Origin of the sequence: Stenotrophomonas sp. GD03877 (assembly GCF_029840555.1) — a bacterium.
GTDB classification, from domain to species: Bacteria; Pseudomonadota; Gammaproteobacteria; order Xanthomonadales; family Xanthomonadaceae; genus Stenotrophomonas; species Stenotrophomonas geniculata.
Genome location: NZ_JAOCCT010000021.1, coordinates 59,793 through 74,134 on the forward strand (window position 1 = coordinate 59,793; position 14,342 = coordinate 74,134).

Annotated in this window: 16 protein-coding genes and 1 tRNA gene; 10 read left to right on the plus strand and 7 right to left on the minus strand. The window is 66.5% G+C overall.

All coding sequences use genetic code 11. The annotated features are described in order from the left end of the window. Window positions 1–58: 58 nt before the first annotated feature. Both N5D20_RS15645 and N5D20_RS15650 read right to left on the minus strand, forming a co-directional pair. Complete coding sequence (locus tag N5D20_RS15645; protein ID WP_004153735.1) at window positions 59–484, minus strand: organic hydroperoxide resistance protein; 426 nt, start codon at window positions 482–484, stop codon at window positions 59–61. Window positions 485–595: 111 nt separating this feature from the next. Beyond that, window positions 596–1,576, minus strand: a complete 981-nt coding sequence (locus tag N5D20_RS15650) for a cation transporter (RefSeq protein WP_071306312.1) — start codon at window positions 1,574–1,576, stop codon at window positions 596–598. A 209-nt stretch (window positions 1,577–1,785) separates the two neighbouring features. Between N5D20_RS15650 and N5D20_RS15655 the strand changes: the two genes are divergently transcribed. Next, complete coding sequence (locus N5D20_RS15655; RefSeq protein ID WP_279915034.1) at window positions 1,786–3,240, plus strand: SulP family inorganic anion transporter; 1,455 nt, start codon at window positions 1,786–1,788, stop codon at window positions 3,238–3,240. Between the two features lie 56 nt (window positions 3,241–3,296). On the opposite strand, the gene N5D20_RS15660 is transcribed toward N5D20_RS15655, so the two are convergent. Further along, complete coding sequence (locus tag N5D20_RS15660) at window positions 3,297–3,605, minus strand: addiction module antidote protein (protein WP_004136660.1); 309 nt, start codon at window positions 3,603–3,605, stop codon at window positions 3,297–3,299. A 38-nt stretch (window positions 3,606–3,643) separates the two neighbouring features. Next, a complete protein-coding gene (locus tag N5D20_RS15665) occupies window positions 3,644–3,934 on the minus strand; it encodes a type II toxin-antitoxin system RelE/ParE family toxin (RefSeq protein WP_019337795.1) in 291 nt (96 codons plus the stop codon). A gap of 247 nt (window positions 3,935–4,181) precedes the next feature. Here N5D20_RS15665 and dusA point away from each other — a divergent pair, with 247 nt between their 5' ends. The 4 genes from dusA (at window position 4,182) to N5D20_RS15685 (ending at window position 8,007) form a co-directional block, all read left to right on the plus strand. After that, entirely contained in the window at window positions 4,182–5,213 is a 1,032-nt protein-coding gene (dusA, locus tag N5D20_RS15670) for a tRNA dihydrouridine(20/20a) synthase DusA (RefSeq protein WP_071306310.1), read from the plus strand. Window positions 5,214–5,425: 212 nt separating this feature from the next. Further along, complete coding sequence (locus tag N5D20_RS15675) at window positions 5,426–5,800, plus strand: hypothetical protein (protein WP_010487000.1); 375 nt, start codon at window positions 5,426–5,428, stop codon at window positions 5,798–5,800. Between the two features lie 73 nt (window positions 5,801–5,873). Beyond that, a complete protein-coding gene (locus N5D20_RS15680; RefSeq protein WP_004136763.1) occupies window positions 5,874–6,557 on the plus strand; it encodes a response regulator transcription factor in 684 nt (227 codons plus the stop codon). Between the two features lie 25 nt (window positions 6,558–6,582). Continuing rightward, window positions 6,583–8,007 carry a sensor histidine kinase gene (locus N5D20_RS15685; RefSeq protein ID WP_019337797.1) on the plus strand — a complete coding sequence of 475 codons (1,425 nt, stop codon included), beginning with the start codon at window positions 6,583–6,585 and terminating at the stop codon, window positions 8,005–8,007. Window positions 8,008–8,091: 84 nt separating this feature from the next. Here the strand turns inward: N5D20_RS15685 and N5D20_RS15690 are convergent, their stop codons facing one another. Together N5D20_RS15690 and N5D20_RS15695 are read right to left on the minus strand one after the other, a co-directional pair. Continuing rightward, on the minus strand, window positions 8,092–8,880 hold the full coding sequence (locus N5D20_RS15690; RefSeq protein ID WP_029380115.1) for a M90 family metallopeptidase: 789 nt from the start codon (window positions 8,878–8,880) through the stop codon (window positions 8,092–8,094). Beyond that, the gene (locus tag N5D20_RS15695; protein ID WP_279915033.1) at window positions 8,847–9,125 is read right to left on the minus strand and encodes a hypothetical protein; all 279 of its coding nucleotides are present in this window, start codon (window positions 9,123–9,125) and stop codon (window positions 8,847–8,849) included. The genes N5D20_RS15690 and N5D20_RS15695 overlap by 34 nt, the downstream gene beginning before the upstream one ends. A 143-nt stretch (window positions 9,126–9,268) precedes the next feature. Here N5D20_RS15695 and birA point away from each other — a divergent pair, with 143 nt between their 5' ends. From birA to N5D20_RS15715, 4 genes are all read left to right on the plus strand, one after another. Continuing rightward, on the plus strand, window positions 9,269–10,237 hold the full coding sequence (gene birA / locus N5D20_RS15700; RefSeq protein WP_049409962.1) for a bifunctional biotin--[acetyl-CoA-carboxylase] ligase/biotin operon repressor BirA: 969 nt from the start codon (window positions 9,269–9,271) through the stop codon (window positions 10,235–10,237). Then, window positions 10,234–10,965: a type III pantothenate kinase gene (locus tag N5D20_RS15705; protein WP_010486989.1), complete on the plus strand. Its 732-nt coding sequence runs from the start codon at window positions 10,234–10,236 to the stop codon at window positions 10,963–10,965. Before birA ends, N5D20_RS15705 begins: the two co-directional genes overlap by 4 nt. A 9-nt stretch (window positions 10,966–10,974) precedes the next feature. Next, window positions 10,975–11,823, plus strand: coding sequence for an SPOR domain-containing protein (locus N5D20_RS15710; RefSeq protein ID WP_049409959.1), 849 nt, complete (start codon window positions 10,975–10,977; stop codon window positions 11,821–11,823). 41 nt (window positions 11,824–11,864) lie between these two features. Beyond that, window positions 11,865–11,940 (plus strand) — tRNA-Thr (locus tag N5D20_RS15715). 369 nt (window positions 11,941–12,309) lie between these two features. On the opposite strand, the gene N5D20_RS15720 is transcribed toward N5D20_RS15715, so the two are convergent. After that, a complete protein-coding gene (locus N5D20_RS15720) occupies window positions 12,310–13,593 on the minus strand; it encodes a DUF5623 domain-containing protein (protein WP_197591208.1) in 1,284 nt (427 codons plus the stop codon). A gap of 412 nt (window positions 13,594–14,005) precedes the next feature. On the opposite strand from N5D20_RS15720, the gene N5D20_RS15725 reads away from it, so the two are divergent. Next, window positions 14,006–14,323: a helix-turn-helix transcriptional regulator gene (locus N5D20_RS15725; protein WP_075076390.1), complete on the plus strand. Its 318-nt coding sequence runs from the start codon at window positions 14,006–14,008 to the stop codon at window positions 14,321–14,323. Window positions 14,324–14,342: the final 19 nt, after the last annotated feature.

Genomic DNA, 14,342 nt, shown 5'->3' on the forward strand with positions numbered 1-14,342 from the left:
CCGCCCATTTTTTTGCCTTTCATGTTGGTAGTGCCGGCCGCTGGCCGGCAGCACCGCATCAGGCAACGATCAGCGTCACGTCGATGTTGCCGCGGGTGGCGTTGGAATACGGGCACACGATGTGCGCCTTCTGCACCAGCTCTTCCACCTGCTCGCGCGGCACGCCCGGCACGTTGATGGTCAGCTCGGCCTCGATGCCGAAGCCGGTCGGGATCTGGCCGATGCCGACCTTGCCGGTCACGGTGGTGTCGGCCGGCAGCGCGACCTTGGCCTGGCCGGCCACGAACTTCAGTGCGCCCAGGAAGCAGGCGGAGTAACCGGCCGCGAACAGCTGCTCCGGGTTGGTACCCGGGCCACCCGCGCCGCCCAGCTCGCGCGGGGTCGACAGCTGGATGTCCAGCACGTTGTCGGAAGAGACGGAACGACCTTCACGGCCGCCGGTGGAGGTGGCCTGGGCGGTGTACAGAACCTTTTCGATGGACATCGGGATGCTCCTGGTCAGTGGGTGGGTGTTGCGTTGGAGCCTACTTTGCCCGGTTTTCGCGTACCTTGGGTTGCAATGCGTACGAAAAACTTGATCGATCGTCCTGTGGGCCTAGATCGTCCATTCGCGATCGGTGGTGAACATGATGGTCAGCCAGCGGTCCGGCGAAGCCTCGCCGAGCGCATCGCCGATCTCATCACGCAGCTGGTCCCATTCCACCAGTGGCCGCGGTGGGTCGTTTTCCGGCACCACGAAGAACAGCTCGATCTGCTCGCCTCGCCCCACCTGGGCCACGTAGCTGCGGTGCTCGACGAAGCCATGCTTGGCGACGATGTCGCGCGCCACCGCATCCACGTGCGCCTGCAGCTCCGGCGGGGTGACCAGCAGGATGCCGGCCAGCGCGCGGCGCACGGTACCGAGCGGGGCGATCATCACCAGCACGCAGACGAAGGCGAGGATGGCGGGGTCGATGTATGGGCCGACCCAGGCCAGCGAGGTGCCCTGCACCAGCACACCGCCGAGGAAGGCCAGCAGATAGCAGGCCGACATGCTGGCTGCGATCACCCAGTTCTTCGCGTCCAGCGCAATGAACTCCGAGCCGATGCGGCGGTTGGCGCGCAGGATGAACCACGCCAGCGCGCCTTCGCCCACGATCGACAGCCCGGCGAAGGCGATGGCCGGGCCCAGCGCAATGTGGCGGCCCCCGGACATCAGTGCATCCACCGCATTGACCAGGGCATACAGTGCCGCACCGATCATCAGCGTGCCGCTGACCCCCAGCACGATCGGCTCCAGGTGCCAGAAGCCCATGGTGAAGCGCTGGTTGAGCCGCGATTGCAGCGCGTCGGTCTGGGTGGACAGCGCGATCAGCCGTGCCACCAGCAGCGACAGCCAGGTCATCACCACGTCGATCAGGCCGTAGATGCCGTCGAAGATGATCAATGACGAATTGGCCAGCAGGCCGAACACCACCGCCGCCGCGGCCAGCAGCAGCGAAGCGGCGATCGACAGGCGCAGCACGCCCTGTTCGGTGGCGGGGTCGAAGAACTGCGGGCGATCAGTAGCCATGCCCCGATTGTAGAGCGGCGCCATGCCCCGCGGCCTTTCGCGGCCGGTCGCGCTACCTTCGTGCGGCCGCTTCCCGTAGACTGCGCCCCTCCCAACGCACCGACGCCCGCCTGCAGTGATTACGCCACCCTGACCCTTGCCGCCCATCGGCAGCCGGCTCGCCCGGCTCAGGAACCCGCGTCTTTCCACTGCAGCGCCACGTGGCCCCATGCCCGTGCGCGCGGAGTTTTCCCATGCAAACGTCCTATCCCCTGCGCCACCAATGGCTCGGCAACCTCCGTGGCGACCTGCTGTCCGGCATGGTCGTCGCCCTGGCCCTGATTCCCGAGGCCATCGCCTTCTCGCTCATCGCCGGCGTCGACCCCAAGGTCGGCCTGTATGCCGCGTTCTCGATTGCCGTCATCACCGCCATCGCGGGTGGCCGCCCCGGCATGATTTCCGCCGCTACCGGTGCAATGGCGCTGGTGATGGTCGACCTGGTCAAGGATCACGGCCTGCAGTACCTGTTCGCCGCCAGCATCCTGGCCGGGTTGCTGCAGGTGCTGGCCGGCGTGTTCAAGCTCGGCTCGCTGATGCGCTTCGTCTCGCGTTCGGTCATCACCGGCTTCGTCAACGCGCTGGCGATCCTGATCTTCCTCGCGCAGATGCCGGAACTGATTGGCCGCGGCCCTACGGTCTACGTGCTGTGCGCCGCCGCGCTGGCGATCATCTATCTGCTGCCGCGCCTCACTCGCACGGTGCCATCGCCGCTGGTGGCCATTGTGGTGCTTACCGCCGTGGTGATCGGCTTCGGCGTGGACGTGCGCAGCGTGGGTGACATGGGCCAGCTGCCCGACAGCCTGCCGCATTTCCTGCTGCCTGATGTGCCGCTCAGCTGGGAGACGCTGCGCATCCTGCTGCCGGTGTCGGCCACGCTGGCCGTGGTCGGCCTGCTCGAATCGATGATGACCCTGCAGATTGTCGAGGACATCACCGAGACGCCCAGCGAACGCAACCGCGAATGCGTCGGCCAGGGCGTGGCGAACACGGTCACCGGTTTCCTCGGTGGCATGGCTGGCTGCGCGATGATCGGCCAGTCGGTGATCAACGTGACCTCCGGTGGACGTGGCCGCCTGTCCTGCCTGGTGGCCGGCGTGTTCCTGCTGGTGCTGGTGGTGTACGGCAGCGACCTGGTGAGGCAGATCCCGATGGCTGCGCTGGTGGCGGTGATGATCATGGTCAGCATCGGCACCTTCAGTTGGCGCTCGCTGCGCGACCTGCGCACGCATCCGCGCAGCTCGTCTGCGGTGATGCTGCTGACCGTGGTGGTCACCGTGGCTACCCACGATCTGGCCAAGGGCGTGCTCAGTGGCGTGCTGCTGTCGGCGCTGTTCTTTGCGCGCAAGGTGGGCCGTATGCTGGATGTGCAGCGCGACGATGCTGGTGACACACAGGTCTACCGCGTGCGTGGGCAGGTGTTCTTTGCCTCGGCGGGGCAGCTGGGTGCGGCGTTCGATTACCAGCACGTGGCGCCGAAGGTGCAGATTGACCTGCGCGATGCCCACCTGTGGGATCTGACTGCTGTGGCCGCGCTGGAGCGGGCGCAGGAAAAGCTGGCTGCGCACGGTGCGGAGGTGACGGTGGTGGGGCTCAATGCAGCCAGCCAGACGCTGATCGAGCAGGTCGGGGGCGCGCGCGGGGGGCATTGATCGCGTAGGGCATGCTGGTAGCGCCGGGCCATGCCCGGCGGGCGCAGCGGCAGCGATCAGGCGGTGCCAGCGGGTTGCTTGTCGGCTTGCACGATGAGATGCACCCCGAGCGCTGACAGTACCCGCTGCACGGTATCGAAGCGTGGGTGTGCTCCGGGACGCAGCGCCTTGTACAGGCTCTCGCGTCCAAGACCAGAGACCTCGGCAACGCCGCCCATGCCGCGGGCGCGCGCAACAGTTCCGAGCGCCTCCTGGAAGTGGCCCGCATCACCTGCTGCCAAGGCCTCGCTCAGATAGGTGGCGATTGCGACGTCATCATCCAGATAGTCTGCGGGATCGAAGGGAATCGTCTTCAGCTTGCTCATGGGGAGAGTCCTGGCAACGGCATGGAATCAAATGGTGGCTACAGCAGATCCGCGAGCCTGACCGCTTTTTCGATATCGCGACGCTGGCTCGACTTGTCGCCACCGTGCAGGAGTACGACGATGGATCTTCCGCGACGTGTGAAATACACGCGATATCCCGGCCCATGGTTGATTCGCAGTTCGCTCACGCCATGACCCACTGATCGAACATCTCCCTCGAGACCGCGGGAGACCCGCTGCAGGCGTTCCACGATCACTGCTCGGGCGCCGCTGTCGTTGAGCCCGCGCAGCCAGCGCGTGAACGTCTCTGTTGCCTGGAGGGTCGCCATCCACAAATCGTATCCAAAAGGATACACCGTTCAATTGGCATCTGCGTCAATGCGTGGCGTACTGCGCTGGACCCGCTGGTCGTATCCATGGAGAACGCAAACCCCAAGCTCCCCGAGGGCAGGAAGCGTCCGCTGCCACCGCCCAGCCCACCCCGGCCGCCAGCCGGAAGCGGGCCCAGCCGGCGCTTGCCGCGCGGCTGACCGGGCGCATTCAGCCACCCGGTGTAAACTATTGATCTCACTGGCAATGCCAGTCTCCACGATCAACGCCCCGATGACGTCCGCCACCGCCCGTTACGCCGATTCCCTGCGCCTGTCCGTTGCCCCGATGATGGACTGGACGGACCGCCATTGCCGCGTGTTCCATCGCGTGCTGGCGCCGGGTGCGCGCCTGTACACGGAAATGGTGCACGCCAACGCGGTCATCCACGGCGATCGCGAGCGCCTGCTCGGCTTCGATCGCAGCGAACAGCCGCTGGCGCTGCAGCTGGGTGGCAGTGATCCGGCCCTGCTGGCGCAGGCCGTACGCATCGCTGCCGAGTGGGGCTATGACGAGGTCAACCTAAACTGCGGTTGCCCGTCCGACCGCGTGCAGGCCGGGCGTTTTGGTGCCTGCCTGATGCGCGAGCCGGTGCTGGTGGCCGAGTGTGTGGCGGCCATGGTCGATGCGGTCGACATCCCGGTAACGGTGAAATGCCGCCTGGGCGTGGACGAGGACAACGACTACGACGTGTTTGCCAGCTTCGTCGACCGCCAGGTTGCCGCCGGTGCGGCGATGGTGGTGGTGCATGCGCGCAACGCGTGGCTGAAGGGCCTGTCGCCGAAGGAGAACCGCGAGGTTCCGCCGCTGAAGTACGACTGGGCCTACCGCCTGAAGCTGGAGCGCCCGGCACTGCCGGTGGTGATCAACGGTGGCCTGGCCAGCATCGAGGCGGTACAGGCGCAGGCCGCGCACGTCGATGGCGTGATGCTGGGCCGCGCGGCCTACCACGACCCCTACCTGCTGCATCAGCTGGAGGCGCTGCACACCGGCGCCCCGCTGCAGGCCCGTGGTGACCTGCTGCGCGCGATGCGCCCCTACATCGAGGCGCGGCTGGGCGAAGGCCTGGCGCTGAAGCACATTACCCGCCACCTGCTCGGCCTGTTCCACGGCCAGCCCGGTGGTCGCGCATTCCGCCAGGTGCTGAGCGAGGGCGCACATCGCCCGGGCGCCGGCTGGAGCCTGATCGAACAGGCCCTGGCGGTCACCGAACGCGAAGCTGATCGCGCCGCAGCGTGACCGCAGTCACATTCCTGACTTGACAAGGGGCAGCGATTCGTCCCGAATGTTCACTTAGCTGAACGACACGGGCGCAGGGCCGGAAAAGTTCAGACCGGATTCACCGCTGTAAACCAAGAATTTGCAAAAGATTTGTAAAACGCTGGGTTTCGAACCCGGCGCCGGATTTACGACTTTTGAACGAATCGCCGTGCTCGGCTAGGATCGCATCGATGTCTTCCGCTCCCTTCCATCGCCGCATTGCCCTGGCCACCTGCGTGGTGCTGTCGGCTGTGCCGCTGTCTTCGGCGCTGGCGCAACAGCCGCCGCGTGGCGAGCAGGCACGGGCGGAGATGATGGAGCGGGGCGAGCGTGGCAACCGTGGCGACGAGCGGTCGCTGTCCGATGCCGTGCGCCGCGTGCAGCGCACCACCGGCGGCCACATCCTCGGCGCCGAGCGCGTGCCGTTCGATGGTCGTGATATCAACCGGGTGAAGTACATGGACGATCGGGGCCGGGTCCGCTACATGGACGACCCCGCCCCGTCGCGTTCACAGCCGCGCACGCCGCGGTCGGATATGTCATCACTACGCGGCGATAACCCCTGAACAGGGATAGTTGTCGCTATCAACCCGTACCCCACAGGCCTCCGGGCCACACCCAGGACACTAGGGAGAGTTCATGCGTATCCTTCTGGTCGAAGACGAAGCCCCGCTGCGTGAGACCCTGGCAGCCCGGCTCAAGCGCGAAGGCTTTGCCGTCGATGCTGCGCAGGACGGCGAGGAAGGCCTCTACATGGGGCGCGAAGTTCCGTTCGATGTCGGCATCATCGACCTTGGCCTGCCCAAGATGTCGGGCATGGAGCTGATCAAGGCCCTGCGTGACGAAGGCAAGAAATTCCCGGTGCTGATCCTGACCGCGCGTTCGAGCTGGCAGGACAAGGTCGAGGGCCTGAAGCAGGGCGCCGACGACTATCTGGTCAAGCCGTTCCACGTCGAAGAGCTGCTGGCCCGCGTCAACGCGCTGCTGCGCCGCGCCGCTGGCTGGAGCAAGCCGACGCTGGAATGCGGCCCGGTTGCCCTGGACCTGGCTGCGCAGACGGTCAGCGTGGCCGGCAGCAATGTCGATCTCACCAGCTACGAGTACAAGGTGCTGGAGTACCTGATGATGCACGCCGGTGAACTGGTCTCCAAGGCCGATCTCACCGAGCATATCTACCAGCAGGACTTCGACCGCGACTCGAACGTGCTGGAGGTCTTCATCGGCCGCCTGCGCAAGAAGCTGGACCCGGATGGCGAACTGAAGCCGATCGAGACCGTGCGCGGCCGCGGCTACCGTTTCGCGATTCCGCGCAACGAGGGCTGAGCCGGCTCACCCTGGCGATAGCACGATGTCCGGCCGTCTGTGGTTCTTCCGACGCTGGCGGCCGCGCTCCCTGCAGGCGCGCCAGATGTTCGCCGCGTCCGTGGGCCTGGTCGCGTTCCTGGCGCTGGCCGGTTACGCGCTCGACGCCGCCTTCGCCGATACGGCGAAGGCGAACCTGCGTGAGCGCCTGAAGAACTACGCCACCGCCTACGCGGCCGGCATCGACTTCACCCGCGACCGCTCGCTGTACATCCGCGAGCAGCCGCCGGATTCGCGCTTCGACGTGCCGGGCAGTGGCCTGTACCTGCAGGTGGTGATGCCGCACGGCAAGGGCAATTCGATGTCCGCCGAAGGTCCGATGCTGCCCACCGCGGGCGGTGGCCTGCTCGCGCCGCGCCAGGAAGTGTTCGAAGGCCCACTGCCGATGATCCAGATCGACGGCAGCCAGGGCTCGGTGTACCGCTATGGCCTGGGCCTGGTGTGGGACGCCGACGCCGACCCTGCCACCGAGTTTCCGTACACCATCTACGTGATGGAAGACTCGCGCGCGCTGGGTGCGCAGCTGCGCGTGTTCCGCAGCCGGGTCTGGTTCTACCTGGGCGGCATCGGCCTGATCCTGCTGCTGCTGCAGACCGTCATCCTGCAGTGGAGCCTGCGCCCCCTGCGCCGCGTGATCACCGAGCTGACCAAGGTGCAGCGCGGCGAGACCGAGCGCATGAGCGAGCGCCACCCGCGCGAACTGGAACCGCTGACCGACAGCATCAACGCCTTCATTGAAAGCGAGCGCGAGAACCTGGAGCGCCAGCGCAACACCCTGGCCGACCTGGCGCACAGCCTGAAGACGCCCATCGCCGTGCTGCGCACGCAGATGGACAGCGGTGCCGGGGACGGCGCGCTGCGCGAGGAGCTGGACGTGCAGCTGCAGCGCATGAACAACCTGGTCTCGTACCAGCTGGCACGTGCTGCGTCGTCGGGCCACAAGCTGTTCTCCGCACCGCTGCCGATTGAATCCAACGCCGAGGAAATCGTGCGTGGCCTGGAGAAGGTCTACGCCTCCAAGGGTGTGCTGTGCGAATTCGACATCGACCCGGCCGCGCGCTTCCATGGCGAACCAGGCGACCTGCAGGAACTGCTCGGCAACCTGCTGGAAAACGCCTTCAAGTGGGCCAACCGCCGCGTGCTGCTGACCGCACAGCCGCTGCCGGCACCGAACGCGCGCCGTGCCGGCCTGCTGCTGGCGGTGGACGACGATGGCCCCGGCATCGCCCCGGACGACATCGGCAAGGTGCTGCAGCGTGGCGTGCGTGGCGACGAGCGCGTACAGGGCCACGGCATCGGCCTGTCGATCGTGCAGGACCTGATCAAGGATTACCGCGGTGAACTGGCTGTGGGCCGCTCCGAGGAACTGGGCGGCGCTCGTTTCGAAGTGCGCCTGCCGCCGGGGCCGTAGCCTTGTGGAGAGTCGAGCCATGCTCGACTGCTCCGCAAAATGCAGCCGAGCATGGCTCGGCTCTACATAAGCTGCGGTAGTGAATCAGCCGACCATCGTCGGCGGCTCGCCATAGAACCGCCGCAGCTGCGCGGCCACCTCCGGCAATGCCTGCTGCAGCAGATCCGGCGCCGAGAAGTGATACTCGCTCGCTACCGCGAAGAACTCTTCCGGCGCTTCGGCCGCGTACGGATCGATCAGCGTTTCCACGCCCGCGTCCACCTGCGCACAGAAAGCATCGTAAGCCTGCTGGAACGTAGCCGCCCACTCGCGCTGCCATTGCCGCGGCAGCGGCGGCGTGCCGTCCATCGCGCCATCCAGCGCATCCAGCTTGTGCACCATCTCGTGCACCGCCACGCAGTAGCCCTCGTGCGGCGCCGACAGGTCGGCCTGCACATCGGCCCAGGACAGGATCAACGGACCGCTGTCCCACGATTCGCCGATCAGTTCGTCATCCCACTCGTGCAGTACGCCGGCCGCATCCATGTGGCTGCGGTGCACGCGGAACGCGTCGGGGTAGACGATCAGCTGCGACCAGCCTTCCAGTCCCACTTCGCCGAACTCCAGCAGCGGCAGGCAGCACAGCGCGGCCAGCAGCACGCCATCGCCGGCCTGCAGCTGCAGATCGCCGATCGGGGTGATGGTCTTCTCGTGCAGGAAGCGCGTGGCCAGCAGGCGCAGTCGCCCACGACGCCCGTCATCCAGGCCGTGCAGCCACGCCGCGCGTTGGCAGGCGTCTTCCCAAAGTGCATCGTCAATCGGCCGCGGTGCAGGCCGCAGCCACTGCAGCAACGACTTGATCAGCGGAACATTCCCGGCAGGTAGCTGTGCCACTTCGGCGCGCGGACGCGCGGCAGCATGTCGTCGTCGCTGCCACCGCCGCCGGTGGTTGTGCTGGCAGCCGGGCGTACCGGTGCCGCCTTGGTGCTGGCAGCCGATGCGCTGGCGGTGGGCGCGCGCTGCGAGGCGGCATCGCCATTGGAGGACACGCATGCCCCACGGCTGTCGTCCAGCGCTGCTGTCGCAGACGCCGCGAAGGGCATCGTCAGCAGGATCAGGCAATGGGCATAACGGCGCATTGACGACATCCACGTTAAGGGAGGGTGAGTTCCCGATTCTAGCCCGAACCCGGCACCCGGTTGGAAGCCCCTGCGGCCCACCGGTGGCGGGCGTCGCTGGCGGCTTTCCCGCATAATTCCTTTCTGACTTCGTGGAAGCTGCCGTGGACGATCGCCAATTGCTGGCCAAACTCGCTGCCGGTCGCCTGTCCGGCGACGCCCTGGCCCGTGAGCTGGGTCAGACCCGGGCGGCCATTTGGAAGCGTATTCAAGGACTTAGGGCTGCCGGTGTGGACATCGAGGGCCGCGCTGGCGAGGGCTATGGCCTGACCCGCCCGGTCGACCTGCTGGACCCGGCCGCGATCCGCGCCGGCCTGCCCGCCCACGTTCAGGCCCTGCTGCACGACCTGCAGGTGGCCTGGACAGTGGACTCCACCAACGCAGAATTGCTGCGTTGCAGCGCGCCCCTGCGCGGGGTGAGCGTCCTGCTGGCCGAACGCCAGACCGGCGGCCGCGGCCGTCGCGGCCGTACGTGGGCGTCGCCGCTGGCCGCGCATATCTACCTGTCGGTGCTGCGCCTGTTCTCCGGCGGCCTCGGCCGCCTGGCCGGGCTGAGCCTGGTGGCCGGCATCGCCGTGGCCGAAGCGCTGCACGACCTGGGCTACACCCAGGCGCAGCTGAAGTGGCCGAATGACCTGATCGTTGATGGCAAGCGCAAGCTGGTCGGCCTGCTCGCAGAAGGCGGTGGCGAATACGCCGGCCCGGCGCGCGCGGTGATCGGCATCGGCATCAACACGCACATGCCGCCGTCGTTCGCCGAGCAGATCACCCAGCCGTGGGTGGATCTGGACACGCTGGCTGGCAAGCCGGTGGACCGCAACGTGGTCGTTGCGGCCGTGTTGACGCGCCTGCTGCCGGCGCTGGAAGAGTTCGATCGCGAAGGTCTCGCTCCGTTCCTGCCGCGCTACGCCGCGTTCGACATGCTGGCCGGCCGCGAAGTACGGGTGGAACTGGAAGGGCAGTGGCAGCATGGCACCGCGCTCGGCCTGGCCGATGACGGCGCCTTGCGCGTGCGCATCGATGGCCGCGAGCGCCTGCTGCACGCCGGCGAAGTCAGCGTGAGGGCGGCATGAGCGATTGGTTGTTCGACCTCGGCAACTCGCGGTTCAAGTTCGCGCCGTTGCAGGGTGACCGTGCCGGTGACGTGCAGGCCTGGGCGCATGGCGCCGAAGGCATGGCCGGGCAGCCGCCGCACAGTCTGCCCAGCGGCACCACCGCGTTCGTGGCCAGCGTGGCCGCACCGTCGCTGACCAGCGCCATGCTGGACCAGCTGCAGCGTCGCTTCGAGCACGTGCACGTGGTGCGCACCAGCGCCGAATGCGCCGGTGTGCGCATTGCCTATGCCAAGCCGGAGAAGTTCGGCGTCGACCGCTTCCTGGCCCTGCTGGCCGCGGCCAAGGCGCAGCGCCCGGTGCTGGTGGTCGGTGTGGGCACCGCACTGACGATTGATCTGCTCGACGCCAATGGCCAGCACCACGGTGGCCGCATTTCCGCATCGCCCACCACCATGCGCGAAGCACTGCACGCCCGTGCCGTACAGCTGCCGGCTACCGGTGGTGACTACAGCGAGTTCGCCAACGATACCGCCGATGCGCTGGCTTCCGGTTGCGATGGTGCGGCGGTGGCACTGATCGAACGCAGCGCACAGCAGGCGCAGACGCTGCTGGGTGTTGCGCCCTCGCTGCTGGTGCATGGTGGCGGCGCACCGGCGCTGATGCCATTGCTGCCCGGCGCCGATTACCACCCCTCGCTGGTGCTGGATGGCCTCGCCCGCTGGGCGGTGCACCAGCCCGCAGGCTAGTATCCGCGCATGCTGACCCGTGCCCTGATCGTCGTACTGGCCATCCTCAATCTTGGCGTCGCTTGCTGGTGGCTGCTGCGCGATGCGCCGCAACCGCCTGCGCCGCCGCCGCAACCGGCCGGCGTCGCCGAGCTGCGCTGGGTGCCCGGTGGCGTTGATGCGGCTGAGGCCGCCGATGCCACTGCTGCCGCACCTGTTGCGCCGCTGATGGATCGCGAACCGGCCGAGAAGACGGCTGTGGCTGCCACGCCGGCGCCCGCCGCCCCGGCCAGGCCGGAGATTGCCAAGCCGCAGGTGGCTGAGGCTACGCCGGTTGCTGCCGCTGCCAAGCCCGTAACACCGCCTGCACCCGTACCGGCACCGGAAAAACCCGCAACCCGGCCCGTGGCTGCCGAACCGGCGCGCTGCGTGGCGTTGGGCCCGTTCGCCGACCGCGCGGCCGCGACCAGTGCACAGGGCAAGGCCGGCAGCGTCATCAGTCAGGTACGCCTGCGCGAACAGCCCGCTGCCAGTGGCAGCGCCCGTTTCCGGGTGATGCTGCCGGCCGCCGCCAACCGCGAAGAAGCCCAGGCCACGGTGAAGCGCATCGTCGCCGCCGGCCTGAGCGACTACTACATCATCAGCCAGGGCGAGGACATCAACGCCGTGGCGCTGGGCCAGTACCGCAACCGCGAAGGCGCCGAGCGACGCATGGCCGCCGTGCAGGCCGCCGGCTTCCAGCCGCGCCTGGTGGCCAGCGGCGACGCCGGCCAATGGTGGCTGGAAGGGCAGCTGGCCGCGGGTACGCAGCCGGCCCAGGCCCAGCAGCGCAGCGGCGCGGCACAGAGCCGGTCGCTGGAATGCACGCGGTTGCGCTAGAATCCCCCGGACCGCGGCGCTGCCGCCGGTGATGCACCCATGCCGCTTTAGCTCAGTTGGTAGAGCAACTGTCTTGTAAACAGTAGGTCATCCGTTCGATTCGGATAAGCGGCACCACACGGCAGTTTCATGCGGTGGCAGGAAAACCCAAAAACAGTAAAAAACCCCGCGAAATGCGGGGTTTTTGTGCACGTTGGTTCAGAACGTCCCAGGGAAGCCGAGCGCATTTGGGGGACCACCTGGGGGAACCAGAGGATCTGCTGGGGGCATATTTGGGGGAACCGGTCGATCTCCGTGGGGGAACCAGAGTGCTCGGCGACCTTTACTAGGCCGGTGACCCCTGACCGGGCCACGGCCCACGCGCCGACGCGCGTTCTGGTTTCCTAGAACGTCCTCGCCCAGCGGTGCATGGCGATCACCGCTGGGCGAGCATTTTCGGGGCGGCGAACGCCCCGAGCAGGAATCCGGCCCGACGATTGCGGCGAGTCAGGCCGCCTGACGCTTGCTCAGTTCCGCGATAGCCAGATCCAATGTCGCGAGTAGCTCGCGTCGCGGTTTGCAGTCGTCGTAGCCGCGCTCGACGATCCGGCGGGCCTTCGTGAGTGCCTCGAGACATTCGGCCGTTGTCTCGCAGATCGACTCACTGGGCCCGCCAAAGTAGAGGTCGTCGACACCCTCCTCCTGCCGATGCTCGATGAGCGACCAGTCCTCCAGCTGCGATCGTGCAACGTTCAGCTTCTGGCCCACGCGCCATGAAAAGTCATGGCACAGCGTCTTCAACAAGGAGCCCAGCTGCTGATGCAGCTCGAGCGGCATCGGTTTGGTCGGTCGCCAGCGCGAAGGGATGCCTGCCGCGCCACCGTAGGGTGTCGCACCTTTATGTTCCCGCCAGGAGGGGCCGGGCCGCGGCCGGCGCGGTTTCTCATCCGCCTGACGCTTCGGGCTGACGAAGTCGTCGCCGCAACGGCCGGTTTCGTGAGGCCACTCCGTCGGCTCCGTGACGGACTCGACCTTGGCCAATGCCTCGGCGACACGCTGCAGCAGCGTGATATCGGGGCCAATCAGGCGGGGTAGGCAGTGACCCGGATAGTAGATGCCCTCCCAATCCGGCGCGACCATGTGCAAATCGTTGCGCTCGAGCCAACGCTGGCGCTCTGCTGCGACGCTTTCTAGCGCGGGCGCATAGGGTTCATCGAGAAAGACGTAGCCCTCGGTCACAGGATCGAACCACAGCGACTGATGGTCGCGGCCGGGCAGCTTCTCCAATGGCCGCAGAAGGTCTCGACCCTTCTGGGTTGTGACGGGTTGTAGCCCGGTCGCCTCCATGAACCGCAGGCTGCGTGTCGCCGTCAGCAGTGCCTTGCGAGCCGCCTCCTGGCCGATCACGTTCGTGCGGTGCTCCAAGTGATCTTCGTATTCCATGCGGAATCCGGAGACGCCGCGGCCGTACGCGACACGGTGCTTGGCGACGATCTCAGGCAACGGGTGGGTTAGATCGACGCGCAGGACCTCACGACCGGCGCGCAGTCCCGCGGAATTGCCGTTGCGCTCGAGCGGGGTCTGCCAATGAGCAGAGAGATAGACGGGGAAGTGGCGCGAGGCACCGGCCCCGACCAGCTGACGCCTTGCATGCACGAAGTTCTCGTAGCCCGCCCGGCGGCTGGCATCTTCGAGGGCTTGGGTGTAGGGGATGTTGTGCTCGCGGCGAATCTTCTTAGCGAGCTGCTTGATGCCGTCCACGGTGGACGGACGAATGCTGGCGATAACCATGCGCTTCAATCCTTATGGCCTAGTTCGCAGCGTCACCGTCGCCACCGCTGTAGGCCGGGATGAAGGCATCGGCCAAAAGGTTACAAGCACTGCTCTAGGAGCTTCGAAAGACGGTGTCATGCGCGTGCCAGCGCCCCTACTAAGCTAATTGCCCCTTGCGTGGCAGTCAACCGGGGGACGTGTGCGAGCTGATGTGAGGATATTGATGACCCTATTCCTTACCGGGTAGCGGTCCAGCTGAATGCGGGCAGGAAGGTCCATTCATAACGACTGGTCACCACTGCCCTGCGGAGGCCGCATCCCCCACCCAGGGCATCCACTTCCATTGCTTGACTTGGAGAAATGGCATTCACTGGTGGTAAAATTTCGATGAGACTTGCGCTCATCGCGAACCTTTCGGAATGCAGGCAACATGAACGTAGGTCAAGCCATTCGACTATGTCGGACGCAAAGGGGAGCTTCCCAGGGGGCTATTGCTCAACGGGCCAACTGCTCCGTTTCGTACCTGTCGATGCTTGAGAACAACAAGCGCGATCCGACGCTCTCAACGGTCACAAAGATTGCTGAGGCGCTGCATATTCCTGTCGGCTTGCTGTTCGTTTTGGCAGCCGATCAGGATGACTTGGGGGAAATCGACGAGAGCATTACGGCTCAGCTGATGCAATCTGCGCTGGCATCACTGGAAACGACGGCCAACATGACCACGCGGGCGGGTAATCACTATGGCTAATGCAGATCAACTCAAAGCG